Raw genomic sequence first — 15,384 nt, 5'->3', positions numbered from 1 at the left:
GCAATACCGCCCGGCAGTAGCCACCGCAGCCAAGGCTTTTTGCTTACTTTGCCCGCCGCCCGCCCCGCTATTGATGTTCTGGGGCTTTTATGGCTACGTTACCCACACTATAACCTCATTTTTATGCAGCTACGCGCTATACCCGGCAGTGTTTGCCTGTTGGCTCTGCCCTTTCTCAGCCTGGCTCAGGCCCAGCCTCCTCACCCGTCCCTGGCAGCTGTGCCGCAGGCCGAGGTGCTGCCCGCAGCCTCCGCCAACAGCGTTGCCCGCTTTCCGGGGGGCCTGGCCGCGCTTCGGACCTATCTTGCTTCGGCACCTTATCCGGCGGGCTACCAACCCACCGAGAAGCCCACGCGAGTGTACGTAGAGTTTGTGGTAGCTCCTACCGGCCAGGTAACCCACGTTACGCCCGTGCAGCCCCTACCCGTTCAGGACCAGCGCCGCCTGCACCAGCAGCCCGTGCTACCTGCTGCCCCGGCCGAGCTGCTAATCGCCGCCGCCGAGCTTATTGCCGCCATGCCCGCCTGGACACCCGCCGTAAACAAAGGGAAACCCGATTTTTCGGTGCAGCGGGTGCCGGTGGTTTTCGGCGGTACTCCGGAGTCGGTTCCTCTGGTCAATACCGGAGAGCTGCCGGCCCTGCAGCCCCGGGCCATGGAAATGGTAGCGCGGGCGCTGCGCTACCCACCCAGCGCTATCCATAACAGGGTACAGGGAGTAGTGCTGCTTTACGTGGAAGTATCGGAGCAGGGCCGGCCGGAGCGGGTGGAGGTAATCCGTTCCGTATCTAAAGCGCTGGATGACGAAGCTAAGCGCGCCGTAGAAGCCGCGCTACCCTGCCAGCCGGTTCAGTACAACGGCCAACCCGTCCGTGTGTGCCAGATATTCCCTCTGACGTTCAGGACACTATAACCACTTCGTATTCAAAGCACTGGAACAAGCGCCCTTACTGTTGTGCCGGCGCGCCTACCCCCGGTTATTGCCCGGACGCAAACACTACCCCCGCAAAGTTTAGCAACGCCCGGCGCGTCAGCTCAGGGGCCTCCAGGTAGCCCAGGTGCCCAACGTTGCTCAGCAGCAGGGCGTGGCTTTGGGTGGGCAGGGCCAGTTGGGGTAGCAGGCTTTCAGTGGGCACGGCTACGTCGTCTTTGCCGGCAATAAATAACACGGGGAAGGTTGCCTCCCGGAGCACGCTGGTGCGGTCGGGGCGGTTTTTCATGGCCTCCAGACCACCCAGCACGGTGGCTTCGGGCGTGGCGCGGCCAATGGCTTCCAGCTGCTCGCGCTGTTCTCGCAGAGTGTCGCGGTTGGCGGGCGCGAACAAGGGCCGGATAAAGGAATCCATAAACTTCCCTACCCCATGGCGGTGCACGAAGTCCTGGTTTTTGTCGCGGTTAGCCTTCTTCTCGTCAGTATCCGGGAGGGCAGTAGAATGGAACAGTACCAGTCCGGCCACTAAGTGGGGGTAGCGCTCGGCCAGCGCCAGAGCCACGTACCCACCCATGCTGTGGCCCACCACTAAAACTCGGTCAATAGTTTCTTCGCGTAACTGCTCGGCCACATAGTCGGCCTGGGCTTCCATGCTGTAGTCCAGGATGTGGTGCACGTTGGTGCCGTGGCCGGGCAGATCCAGGGTCAGCAGGCGGTAGCCTTCCGGAAACTCGCGGGTAAACTCAGTCCAGATTTCCCGGTTTTCGGCGAAGCCGTGCAGGAACAGGATGGTAGGCTGGGAAGAAGGCATAGCAAGGGGTTTCTGACTCAAGTATACGGCATTAACCGCCGCAACAACGCAACAAAAAGCCTGTTATACGGCGCCCAATGGGTTATTGCTGCCGCTGTGCACCGTATCGGGCTGCAGTCGCAACAGGCTATTGGAGTTGCAACCCCAGCCCCTACCCCCGCCTTCATAGCAAAAGCGCCGGCCGCCCTGGGGCAGCCGGCGCTTTTGCTATGAAGGCAATAGGTGTGTGGCAGGTGCCGCTTAGGCAGCTACTTCTTCTTTCTGCTTTACCAGCTGCACGCTAGCCGAGAGCTTCACGTCGTCGCCGAGGACGATGGAGCCGGCTTCGGTTACGGCGTGGAACGTCAGACCAAACTCTTTGCGGTTGATTTTGCCGCTGATTTCAAAGCCGGCCTTTTCGTTGCCGTAGAAGTCGGTGGCCACGCCGCCAAACTCCACGTCGAGGGTTACGGGCTTGGTTACGTCCTTGATGGTCATGTTGCCCGTCAGCTTGTACTCGTTGTCGCCTTTGGCCGTCAGCGAGGTGGAGGTGAAGGTGATTTGGGGGTAGGTAGCGGCGTCGAAGAAGTCGTTGTTGCGCAGGTGCTCGTCGCGCTGCTCCTGGTTGGTATCGATGCTGTTTACGTCCAGCGCAAACGTGATTTGAGCATTCTCGAAGCTGTCGTTCTCGGTCACGGCCTGGCCTTCAAACTTCTTGAACGAGCCGGTAACAGTCGAAATAACGAGGTGCTTGATTTTGAACTGTACTTCGGAGTGGGTAGGGTCAATTGCCCAAGTGGTAGTAGCCATGGTGGTAGGCGTTGCGGTTAGTGACACTGAAAGACTCGGGAGCACCTGCCCCGCTGAATCCGGAACAAATGTAGAGACATTTTTCAATTGATGTACCTACACGAATAAATATTTTTTCGTTCCCATATTTCCCCAGAAGCGCAAAGCCGAAGCAGCGGTGGCTACTTCGGCTGTGGGTGCGTTCAACCCGCATCAGTTGTAGGTATTGCCTTACCACCAAGAAAGTAAAAAGCCCCGCCGAAATCATCCAGCGGGGCTTTTCTATACCATCAGCTCCAGCTTACAGCAGTACCGTTTCTACCGGGGCTTGGGCGGCTACTTTGCCGGCCATTTCGCGGAGGGCGGCGGCAATACCGTCGGCGTCGAAGCCGCATTCTTTGTAGAGTTCGTCCTGGGTGCCGTGCTCCACGATGCGGTCCGGGATGCCAAGGCGGCGCACAGGTAGGGCGTAACCGTGGTCGGCGAGGAACTCCAGCACGGCGGCACCAAAGCCACCCTGCAGGCAACCATCTTCTACAGTTACAATGGCCTTGTACTGGCGGGCAATGCGGTGCAGCATTTCCTCGTCCAGGGGCTTGCAGAAGCGCATGTCGTAGTGACCGGGGTTGAGGCCTTCGGCGAGCAACTTGTCGGTAGCCTTCACGGCGTAGTTGCCGATGTGCCCGATGCTTAGTACTGCCACGCCTTCACCTTCGCGCACCACCCGGCCCGTGCCAATGGTGAGCTTCTTCAGGGGCTTGCGCCACTCGGGCATGACGCCTTCGCCGCGGGGGTAGCGGATGCTGAACGGACCGGCGTTTTCGGGCAGCGTGGCCGTGTACATAAGGTTGCGCAGCTCTTCCTCGTTCATGGGCGCCGAAACCACCATGTTCGGGATGCAGCGCATGTAGGCCAGGTCGTAGCAGCCGTGGTGGGTAGGGCCGTCGGCGCCGGCGAAACCGGCGCGGTCTAGGCAGAATACTACGTGCAGGTTCTGCAGGGCCACGTCGTGCACTACCTGGTCGTAGGCGCGCTGCATGAACGAGGAGTAAATGTTGCAGAACGGCACCAGCCCTTGCGTGGCCAGGCCCGCCGAGAAGGTTACGGCGTGCTGCTCGGCAATGCCCACGTCGAAGGCGCGGGTGGGCATTTGCTTCATCATGATGTTGAGCGAGCAGCCCGAAGGCATAGCCGGCGTCACGCCCATGATTTTGTCGTTCTGCTCAGCCAGCTCCACGATGGTTTCTCCGAATACATCCTGGTACTTGGGCGGCTGGGGCTTCTCGTAGGCTTTCTTGTGGATTTCGCCCGTCACCTTATCAAACAGGCCGGGGGCATGCCACAGGGTCTGATCCTTTTCGGCCAGGGCATAGCCTTTGCCCTTCACCGTTACGCAGTGCAGGATTTTCGGGCCGGGAATGCTCTTCAGGTCGTTGAGAATGGTGGCCAGATGCTGCACATCGTGGCCGTCCACGGGGCCGAAATAGCGGAAGTTCAGGGCCTCGAACAGGTTGCTTTGCTTGAGCAGGGTAGCCTTCATGGCCGACTCCACCTTGCGGGCAATCTGCTGGGGGTTGGGGCCGAACTTGCTGAGCTTGCCCAGCACATTCCACAGTTCGTCGCGCACCTTGTTGTAGGTGCGGGAGGTGGTAATATCGGTGAGGTATTCCTTGAGCGCGCCCACGTTAGGGTCGATGCTCATGCAGTTGTCGTTGAGGATAACCAGCAGGTTAGACTTCTCGACGCCAGCGTGGTTGAGGGCCTCGAAGGCCATACCGGCCGTCATGGCTCCGTCGCCAATCACGGCAATGTGCTGGCGGTCGAACTCCTTTTTGTAGTCCGAGGCCACGGCCATACCCAGGGCGGCCCCAATGCTGGTGGAGCTGTGGCCTACCCCGAAAGCGTCGTACTCACTTTCGCTGCGCTTCGGAAAGCCCGACATGCCTTTATAGCGGCGGTTGGTCGGGAACCGGTCGCGGCGGCCGGTGAGGATTTTGTGGCCGTAGGCCTGGTGCCCCACGTCCCACACCAGCTGGTCGTGGGGCGTGTTGAAGACGTAGTGCAGGGCTACCGTCAGCTCTACTACCCCCAAGGAAGCCCCGAAGTGTCCGCCGTAAATCGATACGGAATCAATGATAAACTGCCGCAACTCCTGACTCACCTGAACCAACTGGTCCGGGCTGAGCTTCTTCAGGTCGTCGGGGGAATTAATTTCCGCCAGCAGGGCACCAGGTTCAACAATCATGTGCGGGGTAGAAAAAGAGGATAAGTAGCAAGGCAACAGGGACCCAGGGCAAAAGGTTAAGCTTGTTTCGGGTGACCCGTGCGGACAGTGAACAAAGTTACGGGTTTTCCAGTCGGGCGGTTGAACTGTCGAGTTACGAAATTCAGGGGTGGGGAAGTGATGAGGTAAATGGTGATGAGGTGGCAGGTGACAGGTTGTGCGCGTACTGGCGGCAGACGTCTGGCCTGTCACCTCACCACCTCATTACCCTTCCCCTACCCGAATCCGTACCTTTAGCGTTCCGACCACCCTTTCCGCCACATGTCTCACCTCACCGAAGCCCAGACCGAAGACCAGCAGCTGCTGGATAAGCTCCGTCCCTCGCGGATTATTCTGCCGGTGCTGATTGGGTTGGGCGTGGTGGGCTTTATGTTCTGGCGCAGCTACCAGCCCGGCGACCTGGCCCCACTGGCCGATGCCAAGCCCCTATGGCTGCTAGTGATGCTGGTGGTGCTGGTGGCTCGCGACGCCGGGTACGTGTACCGCATCCGCTACCTCACCCAGAAGGTGTTAAGCTGGCGGGCTGCCCTGGACGTGATTATGCTCTGGGAATTCTCATCGTGCGTGCTACCCTCGGCGGTGGGCGGAACGGCGGTGGCGCCGGTGCTGCTGCATAAGGAGGGCATTCCGCTGGGTAAATCGGTGGCCTATATTATGGCCACAGCCATGCTCGACAACCTGTACTACGTGCTGGCCGTGCCCCTGGTAGTGCTTATCGGCGGCGACGCCCTCTACCCCCACGAGGCTTTGCAGGGTGGGTTGGTGGCCACGCTAAGGGTAGGGTTTATCCTGAGCTACGTGTTCGTGACGGTGTATGCTCTGCTGATGATGTATGCCATTTTCATCAACCCGAAGGCCGTGAAGCGGCTGCTGGTGCGCCTGTTTTCGGTGCGCGGCATCCGGCGCTTCCGCGGCAAGGCCTACAAAATGGGCAACGAAATGGTGCTGGCCTCAGCGGAGCTGCGAGGCAACGGCCTGGCCTATTGGCTGCGGGCCTCCCTGAGCACAGCCTTCGTCTGGACGGCCCGCTACCTGGTGATTGGGTGCCTGATTGCGGCGTTTATCGACGTGACTTGGCCGGAGTTCTGGCTGATTTTCGGGCGCAATCTTACCTATAAGGTCATTCTGCTGATTGCTATTACGCCGGGCGGCGCGGGCATAGCGGAAGGCGCCTTCCCTACCTTCTTCGGCAAATTCATCGGCACGCCCACCATGACCAACTTCATGGTGTTGCTCTACCGTGTCGTAACCTACTACCTCTACCTAGTGCTGGGCGCGGTGTTCCTACCCCGCTGGGTGGCCCGCATCTTCGGCAAGCGCAAGGTAGAAGAGGTCATGCAATCCTGATCTGCACCTATCCCTAAATCAAAACGCCTTTCTGATGCTCAGAAAGGCGTTTTGATTTCGCTCGCTATGGCTTAGCAACCTGCAGCTGCGGGGCTGGTTCGGCAGGCGCCGGGCGCTGGTAGGTTTGCCAGAACTCGGGGCGGTAGGGCACTTTCGGCAACTGCCAAAATGCACCACCCCACGTTTCGCCGGTCTTCCTCGGGTCAGGCAGGTTGGTAGCAGCCAGGGGGGTAGGCGGGCTGAAATACACCTCGCATGTTTTCTGGCTGTAAAACGGTTTACCATTCAGAACCCGCCCCACGCTCAGTGCCTGAGCTACACTGGTGGCCGCATAGTACTTCCCGTTGGCGGCTTGCTGGTACGTTACCACGTGGGCAGCGCGGTGGTCGGTGTACACCTGGCGGTAGATGTTGGCAATCTGATTGCCCCGCCCATAGTATTTATGGGCCACAGCATTGTAATAAGCTGTGTCGCTCTGCCAAAGGGCCTCATAGCGCACCACGGCGTAATCGGTTTGCCGAACGTATGCCCTTCCGGAGTACCCGCTGGCCTGGTACATGCCGGTGGCGCGGTGACTGGCCCGCTTGGCGGCAAAGGCAATAACGTAACAAGGTTCGCCGCCGATTGGCGCTATGGTATCCAGGCGCAGCGTGTACTTGCCTACGGTACCAGCTTTGAACAAGGGCGAAATACGCACCGGATCGAAGCCGCCTGCAAAGCCGTGGCCCCCTTCGGCGTACACCCGGTAGTCGTTGGGTTCCAGGGGGGGCGCTACCACCCGCTTCTGCTGCACTTGGCTCAAAGGCCGGTCTTCCAGCATCAGAAATCCGCCGGCCCAGTGGTGGTACCCGGCGGGCACTATCTCCCGGCTTACATATTCTACCTCGTGCCGCAGTGTGTCGAAGCTGATAACCTGCCGACGGCTATAAGACTGCTGCTGATAATCCTGCCGCTCATAGTTTTTTTCGAGGGCCTTAATGACCTGCTTCATAATGCGCCGGGTGTCCTGCGACTGGGCACTGACGCGTACATTGCTCAGGACAAAGGCGGCAGGCATCAGCGGTATCGTCAGGATCGGAGCCGGCACGGCAGGCACCGTGGCGGGGTCATAGCCGATGCTGCTCACCTGCACTACCTCGCCCCGCCAAACTTCCAGCCGGAAGCGGCCCTGGGCATCGGCGATAGTGCCGGCGCCACGGGCAGCCACGGCGACTGAGGCAAACGGTACCGGCCGCCCGCTTTTGCGGTCAAGTACGGTACCGGCCAGGGCGAAGGCAGGGCCAGCAGGCCTGCTTCCCGCGCCTGCCGCAGGACTCAGCCGACGCACCGGTGCTGCTGGCTCAGGAGCAGCGGCCACGGCAGCAGCGGCGGACCCTACGCTATTGGTTTCGAGCGAAGCCCCGTGCGGAGGGTTCACGGATTGCAGAAACAAGAAGCCATCTACTACCTCGCTCCAGGGGCCGGTATGAGGGGTGTATTCGAACGCGTAGGTAGTCAGCACACGGCTCGGGGCATCATGTTTCAGGCTCACGAAGCTGTATTCCTGCCCTTGGGCCAGCAACTCCGCTTCCAGGGTACCGGCCGCAGGAGCTGGCACTGCTTTATAGCCACCCATGCCGAGGAAGCCGTGGGTACCGCCTCCAGCCAGCGTGCCCAGCACGTACACCGCATCGGGGCCTAAAGCGGCTTTCACAGTTCGGCCCATGGGTTGGTAGGTATTGATTTCAGCATCTGCCAGCACCTCCACCTTATTGGACAGATGCGGCAGAGCGCCCCAGCAAATCACTTTTTCCTGCGGGTGCTGGCGCAGGTACCATAGCAGGTTGTCGGCCATTTGAGCGTCGCGGGGGTTGCTGTCGGCAGCCTTGAACTCCGCTTCGCCTTTAGCGCCGGAGTCGTTGGTGGCGTAGTCGTGAGCCAGAGCCTGCAGGCTGCGCAGGTTCTGGAGCCAGAAAGCAGCCTGCTCCCGCCGCCGTGGGCTGGGGCCGACGGCTACTTTTTCCAGTAGGCGGCGCGCTTTTCCTATTTGAGTATTGAAAAGCAGCACCTGATGAGTAGGCGGAAAGATGAAACTTTCACCCATAATGCTCAGGCACTCCTCCAGGTAGTCGTAGGCAATGCCGTCGGCTCCTTTTTCGGGCTTCAGAAACGCTTCCAGCTCCTCCACCAACTCTTCCTGGTAAGCCCCACTCAGCTGACTATCGAAGCCAGCCACGCGCAGGCGGCCTTTGCCCAGCAGCGGCAGCACGGCCTGAAACTCCTGGGTGCTGGTCCAGACCGGAAACACACTATTGGCAATGGCTTCGCGCGCTGGCACCCCGGCCTCTATCTGGCGCTGGGCTTTGTTAAGCTCGTAGAAGCCGCTTTCAAACGCCACCGTGGTAAAGCCCATGCGCTGCTGCAGAAAGCGCATCAGCCGCACTTTGGCCTCAAACACGTTGCCTTCCCCGTGGCTAGGCTCACCCAGCATCACCACTCGCGCCAGCCCTATTTCCTGCCGCAAAAACTCCAGATCCTGAAAGCTGGTATCCGTGGCCGTGATGCTGCGGATGGGGTGTACCCTCAGCCCGGAAAGCGCGGTTTGGGCCATCAAACTGCCCACCGGCCAAAGGAACAGCAGCAAACCAGCTGCTACGCGAAATAACCCAGACGGCATATCACCAGGAATAAGGCTGCGAGTAAAACCAGGTCCAAGCTACCGATTACCGCTTACATCGCGCCAGCTCTATGTTCAGCAGGCTTGCTTCTGCTACTGCTTATAGAAGGTTGTTCCTTCGGTTTTCCCGCTGCCTTCCAGCCGCAGGTAGTACACGCCTGGTTTCAACTGCCGCACATCCAGGTGGGTAGTGCCGGCTGTGGTCTGGCCACTTAGCAGCACCTGCCCCAGCGGCGTCAGGACCTGGTAGCGCAGCCCGGCCGCGGCCCGGAGGGTAAGCTCCTCCTGAACAGGATTGGGAAAGAGCGTAGTCGTTGCCGGGCCCTGCACCACCACTACCCCTGAAAGCTGGCTGAAGCCATCGGCATCTACCTGCCGCAAGCGGTAGTACAGGGTGCCAGAGGGCGGGGTAGCGTCCAGCCAGGTGTAGGCGTGCGCAGTGGCGCTGGTACCCTGGCCCGGCAGGGTGGCTACGGTAGTAAACGCATGCCCATTGAGGCTGCGCTGAATTTCAAACCGGGCGTTATTCAGCTCGGTGGCGGTGGCCCAACTCAGGCGCACGCCTTCGGACTTACTTTCGGCCCGGAAGTGAAGCAGCGTTACGGGCAGCGGATTGGGGGTAGCGGCCGCGCTGGTGCTGGCCAGCGTGAACTGGCTGAAGGATGTAAACGTGCCCGACGTGAGGGTGCCGGCCACGAAGCTCCGGCCGGTTGCGGTACCAGTGCTGGCGCTCCGGCCGATGTTCACCCAACCGTTACCATCGTTTTTGGCTACTACCAGGGTGCTGGCGCCAGGGTCCGCAACTAGGTCATCGGGGCCAAAGCTGAGCGTGATGGTGCCGTTGAAACCATCGGCGGCGGTAACCGCAGGCGTGGGAGTTACCGTGAAGTAACGAGTAGCGTTCAGGCGGCGCAGGTCGCCGGTCAGGTCTTTCGTGGCGAAGCCGCCCTCGGTTTGGGTAGCCGTAAAGGTAGTAGCCCGGCTGAGGCTGTTGATGTTGAGCGTGAGGGGGCGGTAGGCGGGGCCCTGCGCGTCGAGGCGGCCCAGCGGAAACGTAAGGGTAGCGGCCCCACTGGCCGGGCGGGCTACGGGACCATTCACGAAGCTGTTATCAGAGCCGCCGCTGGGCTGGTTAAGCAGGGTCAGCACGTTAACGGCATCCGTATTGAGCTGTCCCGCCGTGAGCTGCAGCACGTTGTTCACTGTGACGGGGGTAGCCAGCGTGACGCCCTCCGGGCTGGTATTGTTGATTTGCAGGGGCACGTCGTTACCAAGAAAGCTAGCCGACGCCGCAGTTACCTGACTACCCCAGGCCGCCCCACTCACGCGCTGGGGCCGGGTGCCGTTGAGCACCAGCCGCGCGGTAGTAGTTCCGGCAACTTGGGGCTGGAACCGGAAGGAGCCCTGCACCACGATGTCGCCGGCTACCCGCAACTCGTTGCTGGCGGAAGCCGTGAATACGGCGCCTGGGCCCACTATCAAGCTACCTCGTATGGTTATTGGACTGCTGCCACTTGCGGCGTACGAGGCATTTGTAATACTGCTCAGCTTCCTGAATACGACGTTCGGATAGCTGCGCCCCGAGAAGGACAACGTGGTGCTACCCCCCGTTTTGCGCCGGAATTCCCACGTTCCGGCTTCGGTTCCGGCCACAGTAGCCAGGTTCTCGACCAGCCCTGCGTGTGCTTGCTCAGTGTAGTGCCGGTAGGTTCCGCCGTTGTAGAGAAAGAAATTCGGGTTGTCGCCCGCAATGTCAATCACGCCCCTGTCGCTCGTGTTTGTCAGCACGCCTTTGTTATACACGGCCAATGCGGTTTCGGTGGCGCCCGTGCGGTTCAGCCGCAGCGGGATGGTGGCCGTATTCAACGCCGAAATTTCTGCTAGGATAGAGTCCCCGGCGCCCGGATTGATGGTCAGGGAGCGAACTTCAGCCGTGGGCGTAAGGGCCGGCGCTACGGCCCCGCCCGCATCGAGCACCACCGTATAACGGCCGGGAAGAGCCGCGTGGTCAAGCAGCACATCGTCGGTAGTCGTCGGCACGGCGTCGGTGTCCCAGTTGCGGGCGTCAAACCAACTGCTGGTTCCCGCGCCGCCATCCCAGCGCACCACGGGCGTCACCACGAAACTGATGCTGCCTGAGGCACCACCACCCGGCGCGGGGTTAGCTACGGTTATGGGGTAGGTTCCCGCCAGCACCACGTCTGAAGCCGGAATAGTAGCCGTGAGTTGGGTAGCACTCCCGAATACGGTAGGCCGATCAACGCCATTGAAGCGCACCACGCTGCCCGCAATAAACCCCGAGCCCGTTACGGTGAGGGTAAAGCCGTTGCTGCCAGCGGCAATGCTGGTCGGGCTTACGGCCGTCAGGACGGGGGTAGGGTTCAGGGCGGAAGTAGCCTGCACCTGAAAATTATCGATGCGCAACGGCCCTGAGCCCGTAGCTCCGCTGGCCAACAGCCGCAGAATCAGGGAGGACTTGTTGTTCAGAGCGGTGAAGCCCGACAGATCTACTACGTGTTCCGCAAAAGTGCTTATTGCGGGGTTGTTAATCGAGGCGGCGGTAGTGAAGCTCGTGCCCCCATCGGTACTATAAGCTACCGTGATGGTAGGCGCACCTGAAGAGGGATGCAGTGACTGAAAGTATAGCTTGTAGGACGAATAGTTGCTTAAACTGGGTCCGGCAAGCGTGAACTGGAAATAGCGGCTGTTGGTACCGCTGGAGTTATTCATACCTAACGCCAGTCCGGCCGGAGCAGCACTAAAGGCATTTGTTCCGGCAGGGGTACCGGTAAAGGTAACAAAGGCCTCGGTGGAGGAAGCGGCGGCCCCAATGCCTGGGGCCGTAGTCGGCAGTAGGGTTTCGTAGCTGGTGCCGGAGTTAAAGTCGAAAGCGACAATGGTGCTGGTAGTTTGGCCCTGGCTGGCTAATGGTACCAGCAGAAACACGAGGAAACGGCAAAGCAAAGCCACTCGGCGGGCTGCCTGAAATATGAACATATGCACGAACTATGAATCCTAACAATAGAGCCCATATCTCTCAGGCTCAACCAAAAATACGTACAGTCACAGGATAAGCAATCCACAGGACCAGAAATGCCGGACCGGGCGGCAGCTGTGCCTGCCTAGCAGCCGGCGGGTAGCTTCTCCTCCTGCTTACCGGAGCGGCTCCACGCCTGAAGCCAAAAAAGCCCTTCCACACGTACGTGAAAGGGCTTTTTTGAGAATCTGACATTAAGCCAGATTATTCTTTTTCCAGGCGCAGCTCAGCACCCTGAGGGCTGCGGAGCGTGAGCTTGTCGTCGGTGAGGGTTACCACATCGAAGGTGTTGCTCTGGGAAGCGCCGTCGGGGGTCATCGTGATTTTCTTGTTGGCCTGGTCGAAATCGTACTTGCCGTTCACGGAGCCAGCAGGCGAGGTCATGTTGTACTGCTTGTTGGCGAAGAAGGTAATGCGCTCATCTTCCTGGGCATCGGTCTGCTTTACTTTATCACCCGTGGAGTCCAGCTCCTTATCGGTTTTCCAGATTTTGCTTTCGGTGCCATACAGCATGTTCACACCTTCCACTTTGCCTTCTTTGCTGCCGCAGGAGGCGGCAAACAGGGTCACAAACAGAAGGAGGCTGGCGAGGTAGCGCAACGGTGCAGCTTGATTTTTCATGGGGGTAGGGGAAAGAGTAAATAAGAGGGAGAAATACCATCAGACGCAGCGCCTGACTTTGCGCTTCTTACGGGGCAGTTGCGCAAGATGTTCAGCCCGTCCGTGCTTGAGCTTCATGCCCATAACTTATTGCGGGCCTTGGCGTAATACTCCCTACCGACCCCGTTTATGCACTTGGTAGTCGGTTGATTTCTCCACCCTTACCTGACTTTACGACCATGGGACTGTTTGATTTTCTCTCTAACGACGGCGAAAAAAAGCCTGTTCAACCCGCTGCTAAACCCGCTGCCGGCGGCGCTACCGATTTCTTTGGCAACGCCAACCAGCCCGCCGCTGCTCCGGTTGCTGCCCAAGGCGAAACCTACACGGTAGTGAGCGGCGACTCGCTTTCCAAAATCGCTAAGCATCATTACGGCGATGCTGCCAAATGGCATCAGATTTATGATGCCAACAAAAGCATCATCGGCTCTAACCCCGACCACATCGAAGTAGGCCAGGTGCTGACGCTGCCCAAGCTATAAACCTTAACCTCAGCTTCGAAATATCCTAAAAAAGCCACTCTGCCATGAGTGGCTTTTTTGCTTTTTAGCAGTCCCTTTTTGCAAACACCGAGTACTCAGATTGAGTACCGAGGGCAATTATTTTCATCAATGGGCAAGGACCTACCCCTTCGCTCAAGCTTAAACCCTGCTGATTTTTCACAGGATTTATCCATTGAAAATCAACCTATTAAATACAAAAAATAATTATCCTCAAACTCCACAGTAACAATAGCAAGCGGAAATAATATTTTTCAACCACCTATTGCATATATCAAAAACAGCACTATACCTTTGCAATACCAACCCGGTACTCTCCCGCTCGCGGCGGGATAGTTTTCATAAGATTTATACAGAAGCGGCGAGAGAACAGGCTCCGTGACCCGCTGGCAACCTTCGACCGCGCGAAAGGTGCCAATTCCTGCCCGACCAAGCTTTTGCTGGCGGGGCATATAACTCAGGAGTACCATGGAAAACACCTTCGCTTTCGCCCCCTTCACCCCCAACGCCCCGGTCGCTTTGTCGCGTATCGCCTCGCCGTGGGCTTTCTGCGTTTCGGTAGCTGCTCCAGCCACTGCCGCAAACCGGCGAATGCGAATGCGCTGCTGTAGCGCCTGTTGTTGCTGTTGCTAGCCCTGAGCGGCTACCCAACATCCCTACCCCTTTTTCCGGCCTGAACCCTCGGTGACCCGCAGCGGCACTCAGGTTCTGCGCATCGCAACTGGCTTTCGGAGCAACTCCATGCTGGTTCGGGTGCGGCCCTCGCTACGCCTTGTCGTGGCTCTCTTCCAGCGTTTTCGCTCCCTCTTCCATACCCAAACGGCCTTTAACCCTGCCCTGCCATGTCCACGCAGAACCTCCACTTCGAGACCCTCCAACTCCACGCTGGCCAGCAGCCCGACCCCGTAACCGGTTCCCGCGCCGTGCCGCTGTACCAGACCACCAGCTATGTGTTCAAGAACGCCGAGCACGGTGCTAATCTGTTTGCGCTGAAGGAGTTTGGCAACATCTACACCCGCCTCATGAACCCGACTACTGACGTGTTCGAGCAGCGGGTAGCGGCGCTGGAAGGTGGCGTAGCGGCCTTGGCCGTTTCCTCGGGGCAGGCCGCGCAGTTCATTGCCCTGAACAACATTCTGCAGGCCGGCGACAATTTTGTGAGCACCACCCACCTGTATGGCGGCACTTACAACCAGTTCAAGGTGGCATTCAAGCGCCTGGGCATTGAGGTGCGCTTCGCCGACGGCGACCAGCCGGAGAAGTTTGAGGCCCTGATTGATGAGAACACCAAGGCTCTTTACCTGGAAACCATTGGTAACCCCAGCTTCAGCATTCCGGACTTTGAGCGCATTGCCGCCATTGCCAACAAGCACGACCTTCCCCTGATTGTAGACAATACCTTTGGGGCCGGGGGCTACCTTTTCCGCCCCTTGGAGCACGGCGCGCACATTGTGGTAGAATCGGCTACGAAGTGGATTGGTGGCCACGGCACTAGTATTGGGGGCGTGATTGTGGATGGCGGCACCTATGACTTTGGCAACGGCAAGTTCCCGCAGTTCACGGAGCCCTCGGAAGGTTACCACGGGCTGGTGTTTAATGATGTGTTCGGGAAGGGCGGACCATTTGGCAACATTGCCTTTATCATCCGGGCACGGGTAGAGGGCCTGCGCGACTTTGGCCCATCCCAGAGCCCATTCAACGCCTGGCAGCTGATTCAGGGTTTGGAAACGCTGAGCCTGCGCGTAGACCGCACTGTGGAAAACGCCCTGCGCGTGGCTACCTGGCTGGAACAGCATCCGCAGGTAGAGGCCGTGAACTACCCCGGCCTTAAGAGCAGCCCCTACCACACCCTGGCCCAGAAATACCTGAAGCGCGGCTACGGCGGGGTTCTCACCTTCGCCATCAAAGGCAGCAAGGAAACCGCTACGCAGTTTATTGACAACCTGAAGCTGGTGAGCCACCTGGCAAACGTAGGCGACGCCAAGACGCTGATCATTCAGCCCTCGGCCACTACCCATCAGCAACTCTCCGACGAGGAGCAGCGCGCGGCCGGCGTAACGCCTACCCTGCTGCGCCTCTCGGTAGGCATTGAGCACTTTGAAGACATCCGGGCCGATCTGGCGCAAGCCTTTGACGCCGTGCGCAACGCAGCCTCGGTTTCTTCTGAGGAAGCCGGTAGCACCCTGCTACCCGAGCCGGAAGTAGAACATGCCGCTACGCTGGAAGTCTAGCACTTGAGAGGGGTTGATTCCTGGCGGCAGGTGAGAGAGCCGCCAGGTAGCTTCTTCCAGCACCGCGGTAAGCGGGTAGGCGCTGAAGTTTTTTGTGAGAGAGGAATCTTCAGCAGACAGCCGCCCGCGCTTAGCCGGGGCGGAGCCGGGCAGAATCGGC

Annotated in this window: 10 protein-coding genes and 1 riboswitch; of the genes, 4 read left to right on the top strand and 6 right to left on the bottom strand. The window is 59.4% G+C overall.

Annotated elements, in window-relative coordinates; all coding sequences use genetic code 11:
- The first annotated feature begins 159 nt into the window (after positions 1-159).
- A complete protein-coding gene (locus tag FGZ14_RS17990) occupies positions 160-912 on the top strand; it encodes an energy transducer TonB (RefSeq protein WP_180754404.1) in 753 nt (250 codons plus the stop codon).
- 64 nt (positions 913-976) lie between these two features.
- Here FGZ14_RS17990 and FGZ14_RS17985 read toward each other — a convergent pair whose 3' ends face one another.
- The 3 genes from FGZ14_RS17985 to dxs all read right to left on the bottom strand — a co-directional run bounded on the left by FGZ14_RS17985 (position 977) and on the right by dxs (position 4,754).
- Positions 977-1,741 (bottom strand): alpha/beta fold hydrolase, encoded by a 765-nt coding sequence (locus tag FGZ14_RS17985; RefSeq protein WP_139925566.1) that lies wholly within the window; start codon positions 1,739-1,741, stop codon positions 977-979.
- 240 nt (positions 1,742-1,981) lie between these two features.
- Complete coding sequence (locus FGZ14_RS17980; RefSeq protein ID WP_139925565.1) at positions 1,982-2,530, bottom strand: YceI family protein; 549 nt, start codon at positions 2,528-2,530, stop codon at positions 1,982-1,984.
- A 280-nt stretch (positions 2,531-2,810) separates the two neighbouring features.
- The gene (gene dxs, locus FGZ14_RS17975) at positions 2,811-4,754 is read right to left on the bottom strand and encodes a 1-deoxy-D-xylulose-5-phosphate synthase (RefSeq protein WP_139925564.1); all 1,944 of its coding nucleotides are present in this window, start codon (positions 4,752-4,754) and stop codon (positions 2,811-2,813) included.
- A 300-nt stretch (positions 4,755-5,054) separates the two neighbouring features.
- On the opposite strand from dxs, the gene FGZ14_RS17970 reads away from it, so the two are divergent.
- Positions 5,055-6,140, top strand: coding sequence for a lysylphosphatidylglycerol synthase transmembrane domain-containing protein (locus FGZ14_RS17970; protein WP_139925563.1), 1,086 nt, complete (start codon positions 5,055-5,057; stop codon positions 6,138-6,140).
- Between the two features lie 64 nt (positions 6,141-6,204).
- On the opposite strand, the gene FGZ14_RS17965 is transcribed toward FGZ14_RS17970, so the two are convergent.
- The 3 genes from FGZ14_RS17965 to FGZ14_RS17955 all read right to left on the bottom strand — a co-directional run bounded on the left by FGZ14_RS17965 (position 6,205) and on the right by FGZ14_RS17955 (position 12,454).
- Positions 6,205-8,763, bottom strand: coding sequence for an erythromycin esterase family protein (locus FGZ14_RS17965; RefSeq protein WP_219601034.1), 2,559 nt, complete (start codon positions 8,761-8,763; stop codon positions 6,205-6,207).
- Between the two features lie 126 nt (positions 8,764-8,889).
- A complete protein-coding gene (locus FGZ14_RS17960) occupies positions 8,890-11,793 on the bottom strand; it encodes an IPT/TIG domain-containing protein (RefSeq protein ID WP_139925561.1) in 2,904 nt (967 codons plus the stop codon).
- 244 nt (positions 11,794-12,037) lie between these two features.
- Positions 12,038-12,454 (bottom strand): hypothetical protein, encoded by a 417-nt coding sequence (locus FGZ14_RS17955; protein ID WP_139925560.1) that lies wholly within the window; start codon positions 12,452-12,454, stop codon positions 12,038-12,040.
- A 218-nt stretch (positions 12,455-12,672) separates the two neighbouring features.
- On the opposite strand from FGZ14_RS17955, the gene FGZ14_RS17950 reads away from it, so the two are divergent.
- Together FGZ14_RS17950 and FGZ14_RS17945 are read left to right on the top strand one after the other, a co-directional pair.
- Entirely contained in the window at positions 12,673-12,975 is a 303-nt protein-coding gene (locus FGZ14_RS17950; protein ID WP_139925559.1) for a LysM peptidoglycan-binding domain-containing protein, read from the top strand.
- 363 nt (positions 12,976-13,338) lie between these two features.
- Positions 13,339-13,452, top strand: a riboswitch (SAM riboswitch).
- Positions 13,453-13,835: 383 nt separating this feature from the next.
- A complete protein-coding gene (locus FGZ14_RS17945) occupies positions 13,836-15,224 on the top strand; it encodes an O-acetylhomoserine aminocarboxypropyltransferase/cysteine synthase family protein (RefSeq protein WP_257883270.1) in 1,389 nt (462 codons plus the stop codon).
- Positions 15,225-15,384: the final 160 nt, after the last annotated feature.

It is taken from the genome of Hymenobacter sp. DG01, assembly GCF_006352025.1.
In the GTDB taxonomy this organism is placed as follows: domain Bacteria; phylum Bacteroidota; class Bacteroidia; order Cytophagales; family Hymenobacteraceae; genus Hymenobacter.
The sequence above is the reverse complement of the archived record's forward strand: the minus strand, read 5'-3'. Positions and strand labels throughout refer to the sequence as shown.

What these genes read in the sequence shown, in the direction of transcription:
- FGZ14_RS17945 (WP_257883270.1), top strand. Translation starts at nt 13,836, where the DNA reads ATGTCCACGCAGAACCTCCACTTCGAGACCCTCCAACTCCACGCTGGC.
- FGZ14_RS17980 (WP_139925565.1), bottom strand. Translation starts at nt 2,530, where the DNA reads ATGGCTACTACCACTTGGGCAATTGACCCTACCCACTCCGAAGTACAG.
- FGZ14_RS17985 (WP_139925566.1), bottom strand. Translation starts at nt 1,741, where the DNA reads ATGCCTTCTTCCCAGCCTACCATCCTGTTCCTGCACGGCTTCGCCGAA.
- FGZ14_RS17970 (WP_139925563.1), top strand. Translation starts at nt 5,055, where the DNA reads ATGTCTCACCTCACCGAAGCCCAGACCGAAGACCAGCAGCTGCTGGAT.
- dxs (WP_139925564.1), bottom strand. Translation starts at nt 4,754, where the DNA reads ATGATTGTTGAACCTGGTGCCCTGCTGGCGGAAATTAATTCCCCCGAC.
- FGZ14_RS17960 (WP_139925561.1), bottom strand. Translation starts at nt 11,793, where the DNA reads ATGTTCATATTTCAGGCAGCCCGCCGAGTGGCTTTGCTTTGCCGTTTC.
- FGZ14_RS17955 (WP_139925560.1), bottom strand. Translation starts at nt 12,454, where the DNA reads ATGAAAAATCAAGCTGCACCGTTGCGCTACCTCGCCAGCCTCCTTCTG.
- FGZ14_RS17950 (WP_139925559.1), top strand. Translation starts at nt 12,673, where the DNA reads ATGGGACTGTTTGATTTTCTCTCTAACGACGGCGAAAAAAAGCCTGTT.